General features: G+C 64.6%; 24 protein-coding genes. 20 read left to right on the top strand and 4 right to left on the bottom strand.

Going from position 1 to position 22441, the window contains the following annotated elements:
* The first annotated feature begins 27 nt into the window (after positions 1 to 27).
* Genes RB2654_RS14360 through RB2654_RS14320 form a run of 9 tightly spaced genes read left to right on the top strand, consistent with a single transcriptional unit; the run spans position 28 to position 6338 of the window.
* Positions 28 to 372, top strand: coding sequence for a hypothetical protein (locus RB2654_RS14360; protein ID WP_148912507.1), 345 nt, complete (start codon positions 28 to 30; stop codon positions 370 to 372).
* 9 nt (positions 373 to 381) lie between these two features.
* The gene (locus tag RB2654_RS14355; RefSeq protein WP_040884982.1) at positions 382 to 648 is read left to right on the top strand and encodes a hypothetical protein; all 267 of its coding nucleotides are present in this window, start codon (positions 382 to 384) and stop codon (positions 646 to 648) included.
* 27 nt (positions 649 to 675) lie between these two features.
* On the top strand, positions 676 to 2133 hold the full coding sequence (gene hydA, locus RB2654_RS14350; protein WP_008333027.1) for a dihydropyrimidinase: 1458 nt from the start codon (positions 676 to 678) through the stop codon (positions 2131 to 2133).
* Between the two features lie 3 nt (positions 2134 to 2136).
* Complete coding sequence (locus RB2654_RS14345; RefSeq protein ID WP_008333025.1) at positions 2137 to 2559, top strand: VOC family protein; 423 nt, start codon at positions 2137 to 2139, stop codon at positions 2557 to 2559.
* Positions 2556 to 3338 carry an ABC transporter ATP-binding protein gene (locus RB2654_RS14340; RefSeq protein ID WP_040884980.1) on the top strand — a complete coding sequence of 261 codons (783 nt, stop codon included), beginning with the start codon at positions 2556 to 2558 and terminating at the stop codon, positions 3336 to 3338. Before RB2654_RS14345 ends, RB2654_RS14340 begins: the two co-directional genes overlap by 4 nt.
* Before the next feature lie 9 nt (positions 3339 to 3347).
* Entirely contained in the window at positions 3348 to 3614 is a 267-nt protein-coding gene (locus tag RB2654_RS14335; RefSeq protein WP_040884978.1) for a hypothetical protein, read from the top strand.
* Complete coding sequence (locus tag RB2654_RS14330) at positions 3611 to 4474, top strand: ABC transporter permease (RefSeq protein WP_008333014.1); 864 nt, start codon at positions 3611 to 3613, stop codon at positions 4472 to 4474. Before RB2654_RS14335 ends, RB2654_RS14330 begins: the two co-directional genes overlap by 4 nt.
* Entirely contained in the window at positions 4471 to 5322 is an 852-nt protein-coding gene (locus RB2654_RS14325; RefSeq protein WP_008333013.1) for an ABC transporter permease, read from the top strand. Before RB2654_RS14330 ends, RB2654_RS14325 begins: the two co-directional genes overlap by 4 nt.
* 29 nt (positions 5323 to 5351) lie before the next feature.
* Positions 5352 to 6338: an ABC transporter substrate-binding protein gene (locus RB2654_RS14320; RefSeq protein WP_008333009.1), complete on the top strand. Its 987-nt coding sequence runs from the start codon at positions 5352 to 5354 to the stop codon at positions 6336 to 6338.
* A 155-nt stretch (positions 6339 to 6493) separates the two neighbouring features.
* On the opposite strand, the gene cueR is transcribed toward RB2654_RS14320, so the two are convergent.
* Together cueR and RB2654_RS14310 are read right to left on the bottom strand one after the other, a co-directional pair.
* Positions 6494 to 6904, bottom strand: a complete 411-nt coding sequence (cueR, locus tag RB2654_RS14315) for a Cu(I)-responsive transcriptional regulator (protein WP_008333002.1) — start codon at positions 6902 to 6904, stop codon at positions 6494 to 6496.
* Positions 6901 to 9333, bottom strand: a complete 2433-nt coding sequence (locus tag RB2654_RS14310; RefSeq protein WP_050771969.1) for a heavy metal translocating P-type ATPase — start codon at positions 9331 to 9333, stop codon at positions 6901 to 6903. The genes cueR and RB2654_RS14310 overlap by 4 nt, the downstream gene beginning before the upstream one ends.
* Before the next feature lie 138 nt (positions 9334 to 9471).
* On the opposite strand from RB2654_RS14310, the gene RB2654_RS14305 reads away from it, so the two are divergent.
* The 9 genes from RB2654_RS14305 to RB2654_RS23715 all read left to right on the top strand — a co-directional run bounded on the left by RB2654_RS14305 (position 9472) and on the right by RB2654_RS23715 (position 16481).
* Positions 9472 to 9672, top strand: coding sequence for a heavy-metal-associated domain-containing protein (locus RB2654_RS14305; protein WP_008332964.1), 201 nt, complete (start codon positions 9472 to 9474; stop codon positions 9670 to 9672).
* A gap of 60 nt (positions 9673 to 9732) precedes the next feature.
* Complete coding sequence (locus RB2654_RS14300; RefSeq protein WP_008332961.1) at positions 9733 to 9975, top strand: DUF4170 domain-containing protein; 243 nt, start codon at positions 9733 to 9735, stop codon at positions 9973 to 9975.
* A 7-nt stretch (positions 9976 to 9982) separates the two neighbouring features.
* Positions 9983 to 11266 (top strand): 3-deoxy-D-manno-octulosonic acid transferase, encoded by a 1284-nt coding sequence (locus tag RB2654_RS14295; RefSeq protein WP_008332959.1) that lies wholly within the window; start codon positions 9983 to 9985, stop codon positions 11264 to 11266.
* On the top strand, positions 11182 to 12144 hold the full coding sequence (gene lpxK / locus RB2654_RS14290; protein WP_008332956.1) for a tetraacyldisaccharide 4'-kinase: 963 nt from the start codon (positions 11182 to 11184) through the stop codon (positions 12142 to 12144). The genes RB2654_RS14295 and lpxK overlap by 85 nt, the downstream gene beginning before the upstream one ends.
* 58 nt (positions 12145 to 12202) lie before the next feature.
* On the top strand, positions 12203 to 13138 hold the full coding sequence (locus RB2654_RS14285; protein WP_008332953.1) for a histone deacetylase family protein: 936 nt from the start codon (positions 12203 to 12205) through the stop codon (positions 13136 to 13138).
* The gene (locus RB2654_RS14280; protein ID WP_008332952.1) at positions 13135 to 13377 is read left to right on the top strand and encodes an exodeoxyribonuclease VII small subunit; all 243 of its coding nucleotides are present in this window, start codon (positions 13135 to 13137) and stop codon (positions 13375 to 13377) included. Before RB2654_RS14285 ends, RB2654_RS14280 begins: the two co-directional genes overlap by 4 nt.
* Positions 13377 to 14237 (top strand): polyprenyl synthetase family protein, encoded by an 861-nt coding sequence (locus RB2654_RS14275; RefSeq protein ID WP_008332951.1) that lies wholly within the window; start codon positions 13377 to 13379, stop codon positions 14235 to 14237. Before RB2654_RS14280 ends, RB2654_RS14275 begins: the two co-directional genes overlap by 1 nt.
* Positions 14238 to 14251: 14 nt before the next feature.
* Complete coding sequence (gene dxs / locus RB2654_RS14270; RefSeq protein ID WP_040884973.1) at positions 14252 to 16180, top strand: 1-deoxy-D-xylulose-5-phosphate synthase; 1929 nt, start codon at positions 14252 to 14254, stop codon at positions 16178 to 16180.
* A 115-nt stretch (positions 16181 to 16295) separates the two neighbouring features.
* On the top strand, positions 16296 to 16481 hold the full coding sequence (locus RB2654_RS23715) for a hypothetical protein (protein WP_040884971.1): 186 nt from the start codon (positions 16296 to 16298) through the stop codon (positions 16479 to 16481).
* 3 nt (positions 16482 to 16484) lie between these two features.
* Here RB2654_RS23715 and RB2654_RS14260 read toward each other — a convergent pair whose 3' ends face one another.
* On the bottom strand, positions 16485 to 17354 hold the full coding sequence (locus RB2654_RS14260) for an SDR family oxidoreductase (protein ID WP_040885725.1): 870 nt from the start codon (positions 17352 to 17354) through the stop codon (positions 16485 to 16487).
* A gap of 37 nt (positions 17355 to 17391) precedes the next feature.
* Complete coding sequence (locus RB2654_RS14255; RefSeq protein WP_040884969.1) at positions 17392 to 18957, bottom strand: ABC-F family ATP-binding cassette domain-containing protein; 1566 nt, start codon at positions 18955 to 18957, stop codon at positions 17392 to 17394.
* Between the two features lie 168 nt (positions 18958 to 19125).
* On the opposite strand from RB2654_RS14255, the gene ade reads away from it, so the two are divergent.
* Both ade and RB2654_RS14245 read left to right on the top strand, forming a co-directional pair.
* Complete coding sequence (gene ade, locus RB2654_RS14250; protein ID WP_040884967.1) at positions 19126 to 20931, top strand: adenine deaminase; 1806 nt, start codon at positions 19126 to 19128, stop codon at positions 20929 to 20931.
* The gene (locus tag RB2654_RS14245; protein WP_040884964.1) at positions 20931 to 22418 is read left to right on the top strand and encodes an AMP nucleosidase; all 1488 of its coding nucleotides are present in this window, start codon (positions 20931 to 20933) and stop codon (positions 22416 to 22418) included. The genes ade and RB2654_RS14245 overlap by 1 nt, the downstream gene beginning before the upstream one ends.
* Positions 22419 to 22441 lie beyond the last annotated feature (23 nt).

Here is a 22441-nt window from a genome sequence, read left to right as displayed (position 1 = left end):
CCATGCCTTCGGGGAGTGGAGTCGCAATTGGTAAGTGAACATGAAAGTCAGGCAAAGGAAGTCGCCCGCATCCGGGAGTTGATCCAGGCGGAGATCGCGGGGTTCGACCCGGCGCGTCACACCGGGATCAAGGAATGGAACGAGGCGATCCTCGCCGACTTCAAGTCTGCTTTGATCGAGCCCGAACTGATGGAAGTGAACCTTCCGGGCGGGGTCACCGATTTCGCCTATGCGGTGACCGAGACCAAGGGGCCTTACCGGGTCTTCTGGCTGCCATGGTCCGACGTCTTCTCGCTCGCAGTCGAAAGCCGCTTCGGACCCTGTGACATCTCGGTCCACGGCGACGCCATCGGTTGTTTTGCAAGTGTTTGAGGGGGGACAATGACACGCATCGCACTTGGACTATTCGCTCTGACGCTCGCGGCCTGCGGGCAGTCTGGGTCGAGCGGCGGGTTGCCCGCCAACTACTACGTCGCCGATGAACCGCACACGCCCGAGGCGCTGGCGGCCCTGCCCGCCGACATCCCCTATTCGGACCTACTGGTCTACACCGAACCCGAGGATATCGGGTTCTGCTACCACTACCGCAGAGACGGCAAAATCTATCCGCTGACCAATGCCGACGGTTATCCCGTCTGCGTCCAATAAGGTCAGGGAAACAACAGGAGAGAGAATATGGCCACCAAAGTCATCAAGGACGGAACGATCGTCACCGCCGACCTGACCTACAAGGCCGACGTCAAGATCGAGGACGGCAAGATCATCGAGATCGGGCAAGGTCTGTCGGGCGATGAGACGCTGGACGCGACCGGCTGCTATGTCATGCCGGGCGGGATCGACCCGCACACGCACCTCGAGATGCCGTTCATGGGCACCTATTCCTCGGACGATTTCGAAAGCGGCACCCGCGCGGCGCTTGCCGGCGGGACAACGATGGTCGTGGACTTCGCTCTGCCGAACCCCGGTGAAAGCCTGCTGGATGCACTCAAGCGTTGGGACAACAAATCGACCCGCGCCGCCTGTGACTATTCCTTCCACATGGCCGTGACTTGGTGGAGCGAGCAGGTCTTCAACGAGATGGAGACGGTCGTCAAAGAGCGCGGCATCAACACGTTCAAGCACTTCCTCGCCTACAAGGGCGCGCTGATGGTGAACGACGACGAGCTTTATTCGTCCTTCATGCGTCTGGCCGAATTGGGCGCGACCCCGATGGTTCACGCTGAGAACGGTGATGTGGTCGCGGAACTGTCGGCCAAGCTGCTGGCCGAGGGCAACACCGGGCCGGAAGCCCACGCCTATTCCCGCCCGCCGCAGGTCGAGGGCGAGGCGACGAACCGCGCGATCATGATCGCGGACATGGCCGGTGCGCCGCTTTACGTCGTCCACGTCTCCTGCGAGGAAAGCCATGAGGCGATCCGGCGGGCCAAGATGCAGGGCAAGCGCGTCTGGGGCGAGCCGCTGATCCAGCATCTGACGCTGGATGAAAGCGAATACTTCAATCAGGACTGGGACCATGCCGCCCGCCGCGTCATGTCGCCCCCGTTCCGCAACAAGCAGCATCAGGACAGCCTGTGGGCCGGTCTTTCGTCGGGCACGCTTTCCGTGGTCGCCACCGACCACTGCGCGTTTACGACCGAGCAGAAACGCTACGGCGTGGGCGACTTCACCAAGATTCCGAACGGCACTGGCGGGCTGGAGGATCGTATCCCGATGCTCTGGACCTATGGGGTCGAAACGGGGCGGATCACGATGAACGAATTCGTCGCCGTCACCTCGACCAACATCGCAAAAATCCTGAACTGCTACCCGAAGAAGGGGGCCATTCTGGTGGGGGCGGATGCCGACATCATGGTGCTGGACCCGGCGAAGTCGAAAACGATCACGGCGGACACACAGCAGTCGTCGATCGACTACAACGTGTTCGAAGGCAAAGAGGTCTCGGCCCTGCCCCGCTATGTCCTCACCCGCGGGCATGTCGCCGTGATGGACGGCGAGATGAACCACAAGCCGGGCTGGGGCGAGTTCGTCGCGCGTGAGCCGAACGCCACCGTGAACACGTCGCTCTCCAAATGGAAGGCGCTGACCGCACCGCAGCCGGTGCAGCGGTCAGGCATCCCGGCGACGGGCGTGTAACGGATGACGAGCCCCGCAACACCCACCGGCGTGCTCGAGGCCGCGGTTTATGTCGACGACCTCGACAAGACCGAAGCCTTCTATGCCGGTGTCGTGGGGCTCGACGTCATCACGCGGCGCGATCCGCGCCACATCTTTTTCGCCTGCGGGCCGACCGTCGTCCTTGCCTTCGTGGCCGAGGAAACGGTGGTGCCGCCGGGTGACGACCAGCTTCCGGTCCCGCCGCACGGTGCGACGGGTCCGGGGCACATCTGTTTTTCCGTACCGGGCGAAGAGCTGGACGGATGGGCCGCCTATCTGGTGGACAAGGGGATCGATATCGAGTCGGATTTCAACTGGCCGCACGGCCCGCGTTCGATCTACGTGCGTGATCCGGCCGGGAACTCGGTGGAATTCGCCGAACCGAAACTGTGGGGACTTTCGTGAGCACAAATCCAGTGATCGAGGCAAAGGGGCTCGATCTGACATTCGAAACCAACGATGGCCCGGTTCACGCGCTGAAGGGCGTCGATCTGGCCGTGGACAAAGGCGATTTCGTCAGCTTCATCGGGCCATCCGGCTGTGGCAAGACCACCTTTCTGCGCTGTATCGCGGGACTGGAGCATCCGACGGGCGGCACGCTGACCGTCAACGGCATGACCCCGGACGAGGCGCGCAAATCGCGGGCCTATGGATACGTCTTTCAGGCGGCGGGACTTTACCCCTGGCGTACCATCGCGGGCAACGTCCGCCTCCCGCTCGAGATCATGGGTTATCCCAAGTCGGAACACGCTGGCCGGATCGAAAAGGTGCTGGACCTCGTGGACCTCAAGGGTTTCGGCAAGAAATTTCCGTGGCAGCTGTCCGGTGGTATGCAGCAACGGGCCAGCATCGCGCGCGCGCTGGCCTTCGATGCCGACATCATGCTGATGGATGAACCGTTCGGCGCGCTGGACGAGATTGTGCGCGATCACCTGAACGAACAGCTTCTGGACCTGTGGGCGCGGACGGAAAAGACCATCGCTTTCGTCACCCACTCGATCCCCGAAGCGGTTTATCTTTCGACCAAGATCGTCGTCATGTCGCCGCGCCCCGGACGGATCACCGATGTCATCGAAAGCCCCCTGCCGAAAGAGCGCCCGCTCGACATCCGCGACAGCAAGGAGTTTCTCGACGTGGCCCACAGGGTTCGCGAAGGGCTGCGCGAAGGGCACAGCTATGACTGAGGGCGCGTGATGGTCAGCAAAAAGGACGCCGCTTACAAATACGTGCGGACCGCCAATACCAAGGAGGCGGCGAACGAAGCGCGCCGGACTACCCGTGACCGCCCGTCGGGCTGGATGCTGCTGATCGCCGGGGTGATCCTGATCGGTGTGGCCATCAATTTCGCGCTGGACGCCGAAGGCGGAAGCTACGTGTCGCCGATCCTCTTCGGCCTCATCGGCCTTCTGAACGTCGTCTTCGGCCTGCGAAACCTGCGTATGGCGAGGACCGGCGCATGAAGAACATCGTTCCGATCCTCACCGTCGTCGCCGCCATCGTCGTCATCTGGTATGCCGCCGCTATCCCGATGAACAGCCAGTGGGCATTGGATCAGGCCGAGCGTGCCGAGGTCGAGCTTTCGACCGGCGAGCTGATCCTCGACACATGGTCGCAGGAAAGGCCGCGCCTGCCCGCCCCGCATCAGGTCGTGTCCGAGCTTTGGGGATCGACCGTCGAGATGAAGATAACGTCGAAACGCTCGCTCATCTTCCATGGCTGGATCACGCTGTCGGCCACCATGCTCGGCTTCGCCTTCGGCACCGGGCTGGGCATCCTGCTGGCCGTCGGGATCGTCCACAGTCGCGCGATGGACATGGGCGTGATGCCATGGGCCATCGCGTCGCAGACAATTCCGATCCTCGCCATCGCGCCGATGATTATCGTGGTGTTGAGTTCGCTGGGTGTGACGGGGATCATCCCCAAGGCGATCATCTCGGCCTATCTCAGTTTCTTCCCGGTCGTCGTCGGTATGGTCAAGGGGCTTCGGTCGCCCGCCGCATTCGATCTCGACCTGATGAAAACCTATTCGGCCAGCCGGTCCCAGACCTTCTGGAAACTGCGCCTGCCCGCGTCGATGCCCTATCTCTTCGCATCGCTGAAGGTGGGGATCGCCGCCGCGCTGGTCGGCACCATCGTCGGTGAGCTTCCGACCGGAGCGATCCGTGGCCTTGGCGCCCGGATGCTGTCGGGCAGCTATTATGGCCAGACCGTTCAAATCTGGTCCGCGCTTTTCGCCGCCGCCATCCTCGCCGCGATACTTGTGGGGATCATCGGCGTGATCCAGCGCCGGACCCTTACCAGAATGGGGATGAACGCATGAGCTGGGGCTGGCTGATCTTCGCGGCTGCGTTCTGGGCCGGGGCCTATGCGCTGAACGTCTGGCTCGCCAATTCGCGCCTGGCCAAGTATCGCGCCGTGCGGATCGGGGTTCCGGTGATCTTCGGCATCACCATCCTCGTCGTGTGGCAGGGGCTGGTGCGGGGCCTGAACGTGCCCTTGGTGATTCTGCCCGCGCCCTCGGACATCTGGCTGCGCATGACCCAATCGGTGCCGACGCTGTGGGAGGATTTCGTCCAGACCTTCGTCAAGGGCGCGCTGTCGGGCTACGTGATCGGCTGCGGCGCGGCGGTGCTGACCGCGATCCTGATCGACCGTTCCAAGTTCCTGCAACAGGGGCTTCTGCCCGTCGGCAACTTCATCGCCGCGTTGCCCATCGTCGGCACCGCCCCGATCCTCGTCATGTGGTTCGGCTTCGACTGGCAGTCCAAGGCCGCCGTCGTCGTGGTGATGGTCTTCTTCCCGATGCTGGTGAACACGGTCGAGGGTCTGGCGGCCACCACCCGGATGCAGCGCGACCTGATGTCGACCTATTCGGCAAGTTACGCCCAGACGCTCATCAAACTGCGCCTGCCCGCAGCCATGCCGTTCATTTTCAACGGGCTTAAAATCACGACAACGCTGGCCCTTATCGGGGCCATCGTTGCCGAGTTTTTCGGCAGTCCGATCAAAGGCATGGGATTTCGCATCTCGACCGAGGTCGGGCGTCTCAGACTTGATATGGTCTGGGCTGAAATCGCGGTCGCCGCGATCGCCGGGAGCGTCTTTTACGGCGCCGTGGCACTCATAGAAAAAGGGGTGACCTTCTGGCACCCGTCACAACGAGGCTGAGCCGAAACTTACCAACGGGAGAAAGACCAATGATGAAATCAATGAAACTCGCCGCCACCGCGCTGGCCCTGTCGTCGGGGGCCGCAATGGCTCAGGACGAGGTCACGCTTCAGCTCAAGTGGGTGACGCAAGCGCAGTTCGCGGGCTATTACGTGGCGCTCGAACAGGGCTTTTACGAGGAAGAGAACCTCGACGTGACGATCAAACCGGGCGGCCCCGACATCGCGCCCCCGCAGGTCATCGCCGGTGGCGGTGCCGACGTGATCGTCGAATGGATGCCCGCCGCCCTCGCCGCACGTGAGCAGGGCCTGCCGCTCGTCAACATCGCGCAGCCGTTCAAATCGTCCGGCATGATGCTGACCTGCCTCGAAGAAAGCGGCATCACCAGCCCGGACGACTTCCCCGGCAACACGCTGGGCGTCTGGTTCTTCGGCAACGAATACCCGTTCCTGTCGTGGATGAGCACGCTGGGCATCCCGACCGAGGGTGGCGACGACGGTGTCGAAGTGCTCAAGCAGGGCTTCAACGTCGATCCGCTGCTTCAGAACCAGGCCGCCTGTATCTCGACCATGACCTACAACGAATACTGGCAGGTCATCGACGCTGGCATCGGTGAAGACGAACTCATCACCTTCAAATACGAAGATCAGGGCGTCGCGACGCTTGAAGACGGTCTGTACGTACTGGAAGAAAACCTTTCGGACGAGGCCTTCAAGGACAAGATGGCCCGCTTCGTGCGCGCGTCGATGAAGGGCTGGAAATGGGCCGAAGAGAACCCGGAAGAGGCCGCGATGATCGTGCTGGAATACGATGAAACCGGCGCCCAGACCGAACAGCACCAGATCCGCATGATGGGCGAGGTGGCCAAACTGACCGCCGGTTCCAACGGCGCGCTCGACCCGGCGGACTATGAACGCACCGTGGAAACCCTGATGGGTGGCGGTTCGGACCCGGTCATCACGAAGGAGCCTGAGGGTGCCTACACGCTCGACATCACCGACATGGCGCTGAACTAAGCGATCCGCGCTTACGAAATACGAAGGGCGGCCCCTGTTGGGCCGCCCTTTTCTGTCGGATCGGTAAGTCTTGGTGTCGCAACGCGGGCCGGCGTGAACAAGTCCAACCGACCCAAGGGGCCACGCACCTGACGTTGCAAGCGACGGGTAGCCGGCTAGGCCGTCTCGTCATCAGTCGCGCCGCCGCCCCCCAAGCCCTTGAGGATCGGACAATCCGGCCGATCATCCCCATGACAGGCGTGAACCAAATGCGTGAGCGTGTCGCGCATCGACGTCAGGTCGGCGATCTTGCGTTCGATCTCGTCCAGATGACCCTCGGCCAGCTTCTTGACCTCGGACGAGGCGCGCGACTTGTCCTGATACAGGGCCAGAAGTGTCCGGCAATCTTCGATGGTGAAGCCCAGCGCGCGGGCACGCGACAGGAAGGTCAGGTTGTGAATGTCCACGTCCGAGAACGAGCGGTATCCATTGGGATCGCGGTCGGGCGTCACGAGCCCGATATCCTCGTAATACCGGATCGTCTTCGGCGGCAGGCCCGCACGGGCTCCGGCGTCTGAGATATTCATGTCGGCACCTTTACGAAGCGAAGTCTGAGGGCGTTGGTAAGCACGAAGACCGAGGACATCGCCATGGCGAAGGCCGCGAGCATCGGCGACAGCATGAGGCCGAAGGCCGGGAACAGCACCCCGGCGGCGACCGGGATCAGCACGACATTGTAGCCGAAGGCCCAGAACAGGTTCTGGCGGATATTCCGCATCGTGCGGCGGCTGAGGTGGATCGCCGTCGGCACGCCGGTCAACTCGCCGGACGACAGGACCACGTCCGCCGCTCCGATCGCCACGTCCGTGCCCGTTCCGATCGCAAGGCCGATGTCGGCTGCGGCTAGGGCAGGCGCGTCGTTGATGCCGTCACCCACGAAAGCGGTCGTGCCATGCTCGGCCTGAAGCGACTCGAGCGCCTTGACCTTGCCGCGCGGCAGAACCTCGGCGGTCACATGGTCGATCCCCAGCCGTTTGGCGATGGCGCCCGCCGTGCCCTGCGCATCGCCCGTAATCATGGCGACCTCGATGCCCATATCGTGCAGCGCCTTGATTGCGCGCGGCGTCGTTTCCTTGATCGGGTCTTCGACCGCGACCAGCGCCGCCACGCTGCCGTCGAGCGCGATGTAGAGCGGTGTCTTGCCAAGGGCCGCAAGGCGGGCGGCTTCCCCGGGAAACTTCCCGGTGTCGACCTTTTCGCGCAGCATAAGCCGCTCGGCCCCGATCAGAACGGCGCGCCCGTCGACCTCGGCCTTCAACCCGAAACCGGGCAGCGCCTTGAACCCGTGAGGCTCGGAAAGCGTCAGTCCACGGTCCTCTGCCGCCCGCAGGATCGCCTGCCCGATGGGATGCTCGGATTGGGCTTCGACGCTCGCGGCAAGGCGCAGCGCCTCGTCCGTATCGTCACCGATCAGGTCGGTAAGCTCCGGCTGGCCCTTGGTCAGCGTCCCGGTCTTGTCGAGCGCGACGACCTTGACGCCTTCCATGATCTGAAGTGCGTCGCCCTTGCGAAACAGCACGCCAAGCTCCGCGCCCCGACCCGTGCCGACCATGATCGAGGTCGGCGTCGCCAGACCCATCGCACAGGGACAGGCGATGATGAGCACCGCGACACCGGCGACCAGAGCGAAACTCAGCGCAGGATCGGGACCGAAGGCGAGCCAGACGGCCACGGTCACGGCGGCGATGGCCATGACCCCCGGCACGAACCAGCGGGTGATCTGATCGACAAGAGACTGGATCGGCAGTTTCGCCCCCTGCGCCTGTTCGACCATGCGGATGATCTGGGCGAGCGTGGTGTCGGCCCCGACGCGCGTGGCGGTGATCCGCAGCGCCCCGTTGGTGTTCACGGTGCCGCCCGTCACACTGTCGCCCGGCCCCTTTTCGACCGGAACAGGCTCGCCGGTGACCATGCTTTCATCGACGTAGCTTTCGCCCGACAGGACTTCGCCATCGGTCGCGATCGCCTCGCCGGGACGGGCGACGACGATGTCGCCGGGTCGCACCTCGGAGGTCGGGATTTCCCGTGTCTCGCCGTCCCGCTCGACCCGTGCGGTCCGGGGGGCGAGGTTCATGAGCGCGCGGATCGCCTCGCCCGTCCGACCCTTGGCACGTGCCTCCATCCAGCGTCCGAAGAGGATCAGAGTGACGATGACCGCGGCGCTTTCGAAATACACGTTCGCCGTGCCTGCCGGGAAAATACCGGGGGTAAAGGTCGACAGGGTGGAATAGGCAAACGCCGCCGCCGTGCCGACCGCAACCAGCGAGTTCATGTCGGGCGACAGGCGCCAAAGCTGCGGCACGCCCGCCGTGAAGAACCGGCGTCCGGGGATGACGAGGACCAGCGCGGTTAGCGCGAACTCGGCCAACCGCAGGTTCTGCATTCCGATCAGGCCGTGAAGCCATTGATGGAAGACCGGGATCAAGTGCCCGCCCATCTCGGCGATGAACACGGGCAGCGTCAGGATCGCGGCGAGCAGGGTCATCCGGCCCAACCGGGTCGTCTCGGCGGCTTTCTTGGCTTCAAGGTCGAGCGATCCGCCCGATTTCACCTCGGCGCTGTATCCCGTTGCGTTGACGGCAGCGGTGATGGCGGACGGTGCGGCCGCGCCTGCCGCGAACACCACCTTGGCGGTGTCGGTCGCCGGGTTCGCATGTGCCTCGAGCACGCCGGGGATCGCGTTCAGCGCCGCTTCGACCTTGGCGACGGCGGCGGCATCCACCAGACCGTCAACCGACAGGTCGATCTCGTCGGTCACGACAGGATAGCCCACGCGCGCCAGAGCCTCGGCCGTTTCGGCCATGTGGCCGGGTTCCGTGAAGGTGAGGTTCGCGCTTTCCCCTGCGAGGTTCACCGATGGGTCGGCCACGAACGGCAGCCCCTTCAACGCGTCCTCGACACGGGACACGCAGGAGGCGCAATGCATCCCTTCGACCTTGATCGTCATGTCGTTCATCACCGACTCCTTTTGTCGATGATCCACCACATAGCCCTTCCAGTCACTGGAAGGTCAAGAGGTCGCGGTGGAATTTTCGAATCCCGATTGACGGAGGCGCGACGCGATCCTAGCTGAGGGGTCATTCAGGAGGTTCCGATGACCACGTTTTCCATTCCCGAAATGAGCTGCGGCCACTGCAAGGCAAAGATCGAAGACGCCGTGATGGACGCCGACGAAGGCGCGGTCATCGCGTTCGACATGGACGCGCGCGAGGTCGAGATCGACTCGACCCTCGACACCGCCGCTCTGGCCGACGCGATCAAGGCGGCGGGCTACGAGACGCGCCTCAAGACCTGAGCGCCTTTTACCTCACCCGGCCCTGCGATAGGCTCGGCACAGGCAACGGCGGAGACGGACATGGCCCAAAGACTGCACCTCGTGTTCGGGGGCGAATTGGTCGACCCGACCAAAACCCAGTTCAAGAGCGTGGACGATATTCACATCGTGGGGATCTACCCGGACTACGCCACCGCCTATGACGCCTGGCGGGCCGAGGCGCAGCGCACCGTGGACAACGCCCACATGCGGTATTTCATCGCCCACCTTCATCGCCTTCGGGACGAGGAAACACCCGCCTCGCCGACCGAGGAGCTGGAATAATCCGCCTATGGCGAAACGCCCCGGCCTTTCATTCTATCTGGCATCGCAGAAGCTGCGGGGGCGTGCCCGTGCCGAGGCGCGGCTCAAACGCGGTCTCGTCGAAGGGTCCGAAGACCGGACCCGCGCAGCCGAACGGTTGGGCAAGCCGCGTCAGGACCGCCCCGCCGGTCCGCTGATCTGGCTGCACGCAGGCAACGAGGTCGAGGCGCTGGGATTTCCGGAACTGGTCGATCGTCTGGCCGACGAGCGCGAAGATCTGAGCTTTCTCGTCACCACGACCGGACACGACCCGGATCACCCGCTGGAGGCCCGCCTGCCGTCACGCGCGATCCTGCAATACGCGCCCTACGGCGAGGACGGGGCGGTCGAGGCTTTCTTGGGTCACTGGCGTCCCGACATATGCCTTTGGGCCGAAAACAGGTTCGAACCGGGCCTGATCGACCGGACGGCGAGCGCCGGGGTGGACATGGTGCTTGTCGACGCACGGGTGCCTGAACGGGCCGGCTGGCGCTGGCTTCCGGGTATCAGGCGGACACTCCTGCGCCAGTTCACTCATGTGTTCGCAGGTGACGACACTGCGCGAACCGGCCTGATCGGCTTGGGTGTGTCCCCCGACCGGATCGAGACGGTGGGTTTCCTTCAGGAAGGCACCGCGCCCCTGACATGCAGTCAGGCCGAACGCGACATGCTGGCCGAAGAGCTTGCCGCGCGTCCCGTCTGGCTTGCGGCGGGCGCCGGGGCCGATGAATTCGCGATCCTGACAGGCGTGCACCAGCAGGTCATGCGGCGGTCGCACAGGCTCCTTCTAATCCTTGCGCCACAAGACCCGAACGAGGGGCCTCTCCTCGCCCGTAAGCTGGAAAGCGAGGGCTGGGTCGTCGGCCTGCGTTCGCTGGAAGACGAACCTGAGCCCGAGGTCGAAATCTATATCGCCGACGTCCCCGGCGAGTTGGGCCTGTGGTATCGTCTGGCGCCGACCTCCTTTCTGGGCGGCACGCTGTCCGGTGGGCCCGTTCGCAATCCTTACGAGGCCGCCGCATTGGGGTCGGCGGTGCTGTATGGTCCGCGTCCGGGTCCGTGGCGCGAAAGCTTCGAACGGCTGCGCGATGCGGGCGCGGCGCGATGCGTCAGCGACAAGCAGGATCTGACCCGCACGGTCGAGGAATTGCTTGCGCCGGATCACGTGGCGCGCATGGCCTCGGCGGCTTGGGACGTGACCACCAACGGCGCGCAGGCGACGGATCGCGTGGTGGAACTGGTGCTCGACACGCTCGACCGAAAGGGCGTCTGACCGTGCGCTTTCCCCGGTCCCGACGCCCTGACCCCGTTCGCGTGGATGTGCCCGTCGTATCGGTCGCCAGCCTGTCGCGGGGCGGGACCGGCAAGACCCCGATGGTGATCGCCCTCGCCCAACGTCTTGGTCGCCCCGACAGGAAGGTTCATGTCGTCATGCGGGCGAGCGACGCGCCCCTACGCGTGAACGAACGAACGCACACCGCCAACGACGTGGGGGACGAACCGCTCTTGTCCGCGGCCTTCGCGCCGACATGGGTCGGGTCCGACATGGTCGAAGCGGCGCGCGCGGCGGCGGACGCCGGTGCCGACCTGCTGATCGTGGAAGAGGACGGCCCGCAGGACGTCGCCTCGGACTACCGCATCCTCGTCGAGGATGCGGTCAGGGGGTTCGGGAACGGCAGGGTCTGGCCGCTCGGCCCGCTGCGCCACCCCTTGTCGCGGGGGCTGGCGGAGGCCGACCTGCTGGTGACCGTCGGGCCACAGCGCGCGCAGAAGGCGTTTCGGACCGTGCCCCTGCCCCGCATTAGTGCGTATCTCGACGTGCTTCAGACCGGGATGACGTGGAAAGGTCTGCCCGTCCTCGCCTTTGCCGGGATCGGCGTGCCAGAGCGGTTCTTCGCGACACTCCGCGACATCGGCGCGCAGGTGGTGCGCGCGCAGGCGCTGGCGGATCATCAGGAAATGACACCCACCCTGCTCGCCCGGTTGGAGCGTGAGGCGGCCATGGCAGGCGCGCAACTGGTCACGACCGAGAAAGACGCCGTGCGCCTGCCGGTGGCGTTCCGGCCCAAGGTGCTTGTCCTTCCCGTCAGGTTGGAGGCAGACGATTGGGCGACGCTGGATCAGGCGCTGTCCGAAAGGCTGCCTGAATGATCGCCAAGAGCGCCTTCGCGACCTTGAAGCGCCCTGTCTATTCGCCTAGCGTCCGCCCATGACAACGCTGCTTTTTTCGCATGACCAATGCCTTGACCACGTGACGCCGCCGGGACACCCGGAACGGGTCGAACGTCTGGAGGCCATTGGGCGCGCCCTCGCCAAACCCGAATTCGACGCGCTCGACCGCCGCGCCGCGCCGATGGGCGAGGAAAAGCACGTGCGGCTGGCACATCCGCTGGCGCATCTCGACAGGATACGCACATCGGAGCCGGTCGAGGGCTACGCCCAGATCGACGCCGACACTTCGATGGCGCCGGGCAGTTTCAACGCCGCGATGCGGGCCATCGGCGGCAACATCGCGGCGGTCGATGCCGTTCTGTCGGGCGAAGCCAGCAATGCCTTCGTCATGACCCGCCCGCCCGGGCACCATGCCGAAAAGGCGAAGCCGATGGGGTTCTGCCTGTTCGCCAACGTCGCCATCGCGGCGTTGCACGCAATCGAACACCACGGACTCGACCGGGTCGCGGTGCTGGACTTCGACGTGCACCACGGCAACGGCACGCAGGATGTGCTTTGGAACGAAAGTGGCGTGCGCTTCGCCTCGTCGCACCAGATGCCGCTTTATCCCGGCACCGGCGCGCCGAATGAAACCGGCGCATATGACCAGATCCGTAACGCCGCACTCGACAGCGGATCGGGATCGCAGTTGATGCGCGAGGCATGGGGCGAGCACATTTTGCCCTGGATCGAGGACTACGAACCGCAACTGATCCTCGTGTCGGCAGGGTTCGACGCACATGCCGCCGACCCGCTTGCCGGGCTGAACTGGCGCACCGAAGACTATGCGTGGGTAACCGATCGGATAGTGGATGTGGCCGAAAAGGTCTGCGAGGGCCGGGTGGTGTCCTCACTCGAGGGCGGATATGATCTCGACGCGCTGGCGCAGGGCACCGCAGCGCATGTGAAAACCCTGATGGAGCGTGGCGCATGACCGACAAGCCAGTGAAAGACATGAGCTTCGAAGAGGCGATGCGCGAGCTTGAACAGGTGGTGAGCCAGTTGGAGCGCGGCGACGTGGCGCTCGAAGAATCGATCAAGCTTTACGAACGCGGTGCTGCGCTCAAGGCGCAATGCGAAGAAAAGCTTAAGGCGGCCGAGGAAAAGGTCGCGGCGATCACGCTGGACCGGGACGGGCAACCGACGGGGACGACGCCGGTCGAGACCGACTGATGTTTCACGACGCGCTGGAAGAAGCGAATCGGCGCGCGCGTGCGCGACTCGCACATGCCTTGCCGAAAACCGGGCCGTTGGCCGAGCCGATGGCCTATGCGGTCGAAGGCGGCAAGGGCCTGCGCGGGTTTCTGGTCATCGAAGGGGCGTCGCTGTTCGACGTGTCGCCGGACCGCTCGTCCTATGCCGCCGCCGCGATCGAAGCGGTCCACGCCAGCTCGCTCGTCCATGACGACCTGCCCTGCATGGACGACGACGACCTCAGGCGCGGCCGCCCGACCGTCCATGTCAAATGGGACGAGGCGACGGGCGTTCTGGTCGGGGTCGCGCTGCAATTCCTTGCCTTCGAACTGGTCGGTGACCCGGCGGTCGGAAGCGGCGACATACGCGCGGAACTCGCCCGCACGCTCGGTCACGGTGCCGGGGGATTCGGCATGGTGATGGGACAATCGCTCGATCTCGCAGCAGAGGTGGCGCCGAACCCGCTCACTTTGGACGAAATCATCGCGCTTCAGGCGGGCAAGACCGGGGCGCTGTTCGAATGGTCCGCCTTCGCCGGGGCGATACTGGGCGAGGCCGACCGCGAACCGCTGCGCCAATACGGGGCCGCGCTGGGTCAGGCGTTCCAGATCGCCGACGACATTCTGGACATCGAAGGCGATGCCGAAACCGTCGGCAAGGCGGTTCAGAAAGACAAGGACGCCGGTAAGGCGACCTTCGTTTCGCTTCTCGGCATGGACGGGGCGCGCAAGCGTGCCCATATGCTTGTGGACAATGCCTGCGACGTTCTCGCGCCCTTTGGTCAGAAGGCCGATAACTTGCGAGAGGCCGCGCGCTTCGCTATTTCGCGGAAGAATTGAAGACGAGGCCCCCGATGCCCGAAAAACCCGCAACGCCCCTTCTCGACCGGATCGCGTCGCCCGCCGACATGCGTGGGCTGTCCGTAGCGGAAATGCGCCAGCTTGCCGACGAGCTGCGCGCCGAGACGATCTATTCCGTGTCGAAGACCGGCGGGCACCTTGGCGCAGGTCTGGGCGTGGTCGAACTGACCGTCGCGATTCACGCGATTTTCGACACGCCGCACGACAAGCTGATCTGGGATGTGTCGCACCAATGCTATCCGCACAAGATCCTGACGGGCCGCCGCGACCGGATGACCTCGATCCGGCAGAAGGACGGTCTGTCGGGCTTCACCAAGCGGACCGAGTCGCCCTACGACCCTTTCGGTGCGGCCCATAGCTCCACCTCGATCTCGGCCGCGCTTGGTTTTGCCGTGGCGCGCGACCTTGGGGGATCGCCCGAGAACGGGATCGGCGACTGTATCGCCGTGATCGGTGACGGCGCGATGAGCGCGGGCATGGCCTTCGAGGCGATGAACAACGCGGGCCATCTGAACAAACGCCTGATCGTCGTCCTGAACGACAACGAAATGTCCATCGCCCCGCCTGTCGGTGCCCTGTCGACCTACCTGTCGCGCCTATATGCGGGCGAGCCGTTTCAGGAGTTCAAGGCCGCCGCGAAGGGTGCCGTGCGCCTGCTCCCCCCGCCGTTTCAGGAAGGGGCACGACGCGCCAAGGAAATGCTCAAGGGCATGACCGTCGGCGGCACGATGTTCGAAGAGCTCGGCTTTTCCTATGTCGGCCCCATCGACGGACACGACATGGATCAGTTGGCACAGGTGTTGCGGACGGTGAAAGCCCGCGCGACCGGGCCGGTCCTGATCCACGCGATCACCCGCAAGGGCAAAGGCTATCGCCCCGCCGAGGAACGCGACGACAAGGGCCACGCGACCGCCAAGTTCGACGTTCCCACCGGAAAACAGCACAAGGCGCCGTCGAATGCGCCGTCTTACACCAGCGTCTTCGGCAAGACCCTGACCAAGCTGGGCGAGACCGACGACAAGATCGTCGCCGTCACGGCGGCCATGCCGGACGGAACGGGCGTCGACATCTTCGGGGCGCGCTTCCCGAGCCGGACATTCGACGTGGGCATCGCCGAGCAGCACGGGGTGACGTTTTCGGCCGGGCTCGCGGCTGGCGGGATGCGGCCGTTCTGCGCGATCTACTCGACCTTCCTGCAACGCGGCTACGATCAGGTCGTGCATGACGTGGCGATCCAGCGCCTGCCCGTGCGTTTCATGATCGACCGGGCCGGTCTGGTCGGGGCCGACGGCGCGACCCATGCGGGCAGTTTCGACATCGCCTATCTCGCCAACCTGCCGGACTTCGTCATCATGGCCCCGTCGGACGAGGCGGAGCTGGTGAACATGATCGAAACCGCGCGCGGGATCGACGACCGCCCCTCGGCCGTGCGGTATCCGCGTGGTGCCGGGGTCGGCACCGAAATGCCCGAGACGCCCACCGCGCTCGAGATCGGCAAGGGCCGCATCGTGGCAGAGGGCAAGCGCGTCGCGTTCCTGTCTCTCGGTCCGCGCCTCACCGAGGTCCACAAGGCCGCCGAGATGCTGACGGCCAAGGGGATCACGCCGACGATTGCCGACGCGCGTTTCGCCAAGCCGCTGGACGAGGACATGATCCTGAAACTCGCGCGCGAGCACGAGGTTCTCATAACGATCGAAGAAGGCGCCATCGGCGGGTTCGGAAGCCACGTCGCACAATTGCTGGCCGAGAACGGCGTTTTCGATTCGGGGCTGAAATTTCGCTCGATGGTCCTGCCCGACACTTTCATCGATCAGGCGACGCCGGATCAGATGTACGAAGTCGCGGGCCTGACCGCCGACGATATGGTTGCGAAAGTGATGTCGGCTTTGGATATCTCGACACTCGGATCGCAGCGCGCCTGAGAAAGCGTTTTCGGCACGCAACACCGGGCCAAAAACCGACGCTTTTTTCTAGACCTGCACTGCATGTGGGGCATAATCACCCAATCACTAGCGTATTTAGTGTTAGGGGAAGAGAATGAACAAGATCATCCTTGGCGCGGTCATCGCCGTCATCGCAGGCTCGGCCTTTGCGGGCACCCTTGTCGATCCGGTCATGAATCAGGCGGTCATCGCACAGGAAACGGCGACATCGGGTTTCAACCACCACGTGATCCCGCCGCTTTTCTTTCTGTTTTTCGTGGGCCTCGGCCTGATCCTCTGACGCCTATGCGCCCTGCTCATTCAGCAGGGCCGACAACCCCTCGCGATAGGTCGGGTATTTTAGCGTGACGCCAAGCTCCCGCTTCATGCGGTCGTTGCGCACGCGTTTGGACTCGGCATAGAAACTGCGCGCCATCGGGGTCATGTCCGCATCCGCGAAATCCTCCGAAAGCGGAATAGGTTTCCCAAGCAGGTCTGCCGCATATGCGATGACATCCTCCGGCGGCGCGGCCTCGTCATCGCAGACGTTGTAGATGCGGCCCGGTCGCGGTTTGGCGATGGACGCGGCAAGCACCTGCGCGATGTCGTCCACATGGATGCGTGAGAATACCTGATCCGGCTTGATGATCCGCCGCGCCGTCCCGTTGCGGACCTTGGCGAACGGCCCGCGCCCCGGCCCGTAAATGCCCGCGAGCCGGAAAATGTGGAGCGGGAGCATCCGCGTCTCCTTCGCCAGCATCCACCATTCGCCCTCGGCCTTCACGCGCTGCTTGCCGCGCTTGGTGCCCGGTGTCAGCCCGGTTTCCTCATCGACCCAGCCACCCTGATGGTCGCCGTAGACCCCGGTCGTCGAAAGATAGCCGACCCAGTCGAACCGATCCGCCCGCGCCGCAATCGTGTCGCGCCATTCCGCCAGCACCGGGTCGCCGTCCTCGCCGGGCGCGGTCGAGATAAGCATATGTGTCGCCTGCCCGATGGCCTCGGTCATGTCGGTGCCCGGCCAGATAAGCGGTTCGACCCCTTCGTCTCGCAGCGCCTGAGCCTTGTCCTCGGATCGGGTGGTCCCGATCACCCGCCAGCCTTGAGGGATGAGGATGCGCGACAGGGCGCGGGCAGAGAAGCCGTGGCCGAAGGAAAGAAGCGTTCTGGTCATGGGCGCGATCATCTGCACCTCACACCGGGATGCAAGGTCAATCCGCCAGCCGCCCGTTGGCAAGCGTGAGCACCCGATCAATGCCGATGGCGTCGAGGAAGGCGCTGTCATGGCTGACCACAAGCAGCGCACCGGGATAGTCCGCAAGCGCGGCCTCCAGCACCTCGACCGCCTCGATGTCGAGGTGATTAGTCGGCTCGTCGAGGATCAGCAGGTCTGGTGGCGGCCCGCCCAGCGCGGCCGCCAGCCCGGCCCGCAAGCGTTCGCCGCCCGACAGCGTGCCGACCAGCTTCTCGGCATCGATGTTCCGGAACGCAAAACGCGCAAGGACGGTGTGGGCATCGTTCAGGGTCATGCCCGGATGCAGACGGCGCAGCCCCGCGACGATGGTTTCATCATGCGCGAGCGTTTCGGCATGTTGGTCCAGCATCGCGATCCGGCCCGGTCTGCGAATGTCGCCCGTGGTGGGAAGATGGCCGCGCAGCATGTCGAGCAGTGTGGACTTGCCCGCGCCGTTGGCACCTTCAAGCGCGACATGCTCCCCGGCGTGAATTGTGAGGTCGATGGGACCGACATGAAACGCGCCGCGCATCGTCGCCGCACCCGCCATTGCCGCCACGATTCCGTGCGCAGATCGCGGCGTCGCGTCGATCCGAAGGTCGCGCCGTGCTGCGACCTGGGCCGAAGCCGTTGCACGCGCGGCGGCGGCGCGGTCCTCCAGCTTCTGCGACAGCGCGGCCTCGCGCCCCGCCGTGCGCCCGGCCCGGTCCTTCATCGCGTCGAGTAGCACTTTGGGCTGGCTGCCACTCGCACGCAGGGCGCGCCCGGCGCGGTCGCGGCGCGCTTTCTTTTCTTCCCGTGCTCGAATCTCGCGCTTGGTCCGCGCAAGGTCGCGTTCGGCCGTCTCCAGCGCGGCTTGCGCATGTGCTTCGCGGGCCGCGCGGGCTTCGGCATAGACCGACCAGCCGCCGCCGTGCAGGTGCCAGCCTGTCGGTGACAGTTCGAGTATGCGCTCCATCCCCTCCAGCAATTCCCGATCATGGCTCACCACCACGACGCCGCCGGACCACCCCGCGATCAGCTCGGCGATCAAGGCTCGGCCCGCGCGGTCCAGATTGTTCGTCGGCTCATCCATCAGGAGCAGGTCCGGCGCGTCGATCAGGACGCGGGCGACCGACAAACGTGTGCGCTGCCCGCCGGAAAGGTCACCGACGCGACGCGCGAGGGTATCGGCGGGCAGGCCAAGACGCGCGACCACGCCTTCGGTCCGCGCAGGCAACGTCCAGTCGGCGGTGTCGAGGTCGGCGGGCTCGAAGATCCCGCTTTCGATCCGGTCGAGTTGCGCAAGCGCGGCGTCCACGCCCAGCGCCTCCGGCACGGCCTGTGCCGGGTCGAGCCGTTGATCGAACAGCCCGCAGGTGCCGATGTGCGAGACATGCGGACCGCCTGCCGACATCGCGGCGAGCAGCGTGGATTTGCCTGACCCGTTCGCACCGACGATGCCGGTACGTTCGGCCCCGAAGGCCAACGTCAGATCACGGACGAGCGGGCGTCCGTCAGGGGTTTTGAGAGAAAGATCGTGAAGGGACAGAAAGGCAGACATGGGACACCTCGACCGGGGAACACAGGGGGCTCATCGGGGTCGGGTGCAGGTCCATCGTTTCGTCCTTCATCGGATTGACATGGCAAGATGTAAGGGTTCGCGGACCGTTTGGCAAACTGCGCCCCGGAACCCGCTTGCATATGATCAAATTTGCTGGACAATTGCTCCATGACAGACACTCCATTGAAATCTTGGGCCGAAACCGCACCGCGCCTTGTCGCTGTGGCTGCGGGTCGTGAGGCTGCCGACCTCGTCATCAAAAGCGCCAAAGTCGTGAACGTCCACACGCGCGAAGTGCTGGACGGCTGGCAAGTCGCAGTCGCTGAGGGGCGGTTCGCCTACGTCGGTCCGGACGCCAGCCATTGCCTTGCCGACGACACCGAGGTGATCGACGCCGACGGCAAGTACCTGATCCCCGGCCTGTGCGACGCCCATATGCATATCGAAAGCGGTATGCTGACCCCGGCGGAATTCGCCGCCGCCGTGATCCCGCACGGCACGACGAGCATGTTCACCGACCCGCACGAAATCGCGAACGTGCTGGGACTGGAAGGCGTGCGGCTTATGCATGACGAGGCCGCCTTGCAGCCGGTCAACATCTTCACGCAGATGCCCTCCTGTGCGCCCTCGGCGCCGGGGCTCGAGACCACGGGGCGCGAGATCACGCCCGAGGATGTGGCGGAAGCGATGAACTGGCCCGGCATCATCGGTCTGGGCGAAATGATGAACTTTCCCGGCGTGGTCCACGGCGACCCCAAGATGCTGGCCGAGATTGCAGCGACCCAGAACGCGAACAAGACGGTTGGCGGCCACTATGCCTCGCCCGACCTCGGCCCGAACTTCCACGCCTATGCGGCGGGTGGCCCTGCCGACGACCACGAAGGGACGTGCGAGGCCGATGCCATCGCGCGCGTGCGTCAGGGCATGCGGAGCATGATGCGGCTGGGGTCGGCGTGGTATGACGTGGAAACCCAGATCACCGCTGTCACCGAAAAAGGCCTCGACCCGCGCAGCTTCATCCTGTGCACCGACGACAGCCATTCCGGTACGCTCGTCAACGATGGTCACATGAACCGCGTGGTGCGGCACGCCATCGCCTGCGGTTGCGACCCGCTGATCGCGCTTCAAATGGCCACGATCAACACGGCCACCCATTTCGGGCTCGAACGCGAGCTCGGGTCCATCGCCCCGGGGCGGCGGGCCGACATGATCCTGACCCCCTCGCTCACCGAATTGCAGATCGAACGGGTCTATGCGCGCGGCGCGCTGGTCGCGGAGAAGGGCCGCATCACGGTCGCGTGCCCCCACCTCGACTGGCCGGATCACGCGCGCAACACCGTGCACCTCGGCAAGACGCTGGAGGGGGCCGATTTCGAGATCGCAGCCCCGGATGGCGCGAACACCGTCACCGCCAAGGTGATCGGCGTGGTCGAGAACCAGGCCCCGACCAAGGCGCTGACCGCAGACCTGCAAGTCTCGAACGGGATCGTCGAACCGGACGAGGCAAACGACATCGCGCAGATCGCGCTTGTCGAACGGCATCGCGGCACGGGCGACGTGACCAACGGTTTCGTCTCGGGCTTCGGTTACCGTGGCGACATGGCCATCGCCTCGACCGTGGCGCATGACAGCCACCACATGATCGTCGTCGGCACGTCGCGCCGCGACATGGCGCTGGCCGCGAACCGGCTGGGCGAAGTGGGCGGCGGCATCACCGTCTTCAGGGATGGCAAGGAAATCGCGCTCGTCGAATTGCCGGTCGCTGGCCTCATGTCCGACGAACCGGCCGAAACGGTGGCCGCCAAGGCGCAGAACATGGTCGAGGCGATGGCGGCCTGCGGCTGCACGCTCAACAACGCCTACATGCAGCACTCGCTGCTTGCGCTGGTGGTCATCCCTGAACTACGCATCTCCGATCTCGGTTTGGTGGACGTGACCAAGTTCGAGTTGACCGAATTGTTTGAGGAGCCTTGATGTCCCCCGCTGACTTGACCCTGCCGATCAAGACACCGTCCAAAGTTCAGGCGGAGTTCTTCACCGACGCGAGTCTCGCGGTGGACCGCCTGTGCGAGCTTTACGACGCCGCCTGCGATTTCCTGACGGTTAAATTCTCGGACTCCGCCGGTCTTTCGAAACAGCCTGCGAACCGGTTCCGGGCGTTCTATCCTGAGATACGGTTCCGTACGACGACCCATGCGGCGACGGACAATCGCCTGTCCTTCGGCCATGTGCCCGGCCCCGGCACCTATTCGACCACGATCACCCGACCGGACCTGTTTCGGAACTATCTCGAACAACAGATCGGCCTGTTGATCCAGAACCACGGGGTTCCGGTCGCGGTCGGCCAGTCCAGCACACCGATGCCGGTGCATTTCGCGGTGGCGGGGCGCGCTGACATCACCGTTCCGCAAGAGGGGGCGATGGCGTTTCCCCTGCGCGACGTGTTCGACGTGCCGGACCTGACGAATACGCATGACGACATCGTCAACGGGCTGGGCTACCGGCACGAGGACGGGTCCGAACCGCTCGCACCGTTCACGGCCCAGCGCATCGACTATTCGCTCGCGCGCCTCAGCCACTACACCGCGACGCTGGCCGAGCATTTCCAGAACCACGTGCTGTTCACGAACTACCAGTTCTATGTCGAGGAATTCGAGCTGTTCGCCCGCGCGATGCTGGCGGACAAGTCGAGCGGTTATACCGCCTTCGTCAGCCCCGGAAACTTTGCGCTGACCGAGCCGGACGGGGAAATCCCGTCTCTGTCGAAGCTACCGCAGATGCCGACCTATCACCTGAAACGCGCGGACGGGTCCGGTATCACGCTGGTCAATATCGGGGTGGGTCCGTCGAACGCCAAGACCGCGACCGACCATATCGCGGTGCTTCGCCCCCACGCGTGGCTGATGGTCGGACATTGCGCCGGTCTGCGGAACTCGCAACGTCTGGGCGATTTCGTTCTGGCGCACGCCTATCTGCGCGAGGACAAGGTGCTGGACGCCGATCTTCCGATCTGGGTGCCAATCCCGCCGCTCGCCGAAATCCAGATCGCGCTGGAAGACGCAGTGGCGGATGTGACCGAGCTGGAAGGTTACGAGTTGAAGCGGATCATGCGGACGGGCACGGTCGCATCCCTCGACAACCGCAATTGGGAACTTCGGGACAATTCCGGACCCGTGCAGCGCCTGAGCCAGTCGCGGGCCATCGCGCTCGACATGGAAAGTGCGACGATCGCGGCCAACGGGTTCCGGTTCCGCGTGCCCTACGGCACGCTTCTGTGCGTGTCGGACAAGCCATTGCACGGCGAACTCAAACTGCCGGGGATGGCGAGCGACTTCTACACCACGCAGGTCGGGCGCCATCTGTTGATCGGCATTCGCGCGATGGAGCGCCTGCGCGATATGCCGCTGGAACGCATCCACAGCCGGAAGTTGCGCTCATTCGACGAAACGGCATTCCTTTGAATAAGGAAAACCCCCCTGACTGA

Origin of the sequence: Maritimibacter alkaliphilus HTCC2654 (assembly GCF_000152805.1) — a bacterium.
In the GTDB taxonomy this organism is placed as follows: domain Bacteria; phylum Pseudomonadota; class Alphaproteobacteria; order Rhodobacterales; family Rhodobacteraceae; genus Maritimibacter; species Maritimibacter alkaliphilus.
Note: the sequence above shows the minus strand (reverse complement) of the source record. Positions and strands in the feature narration are given on the sequence as shown.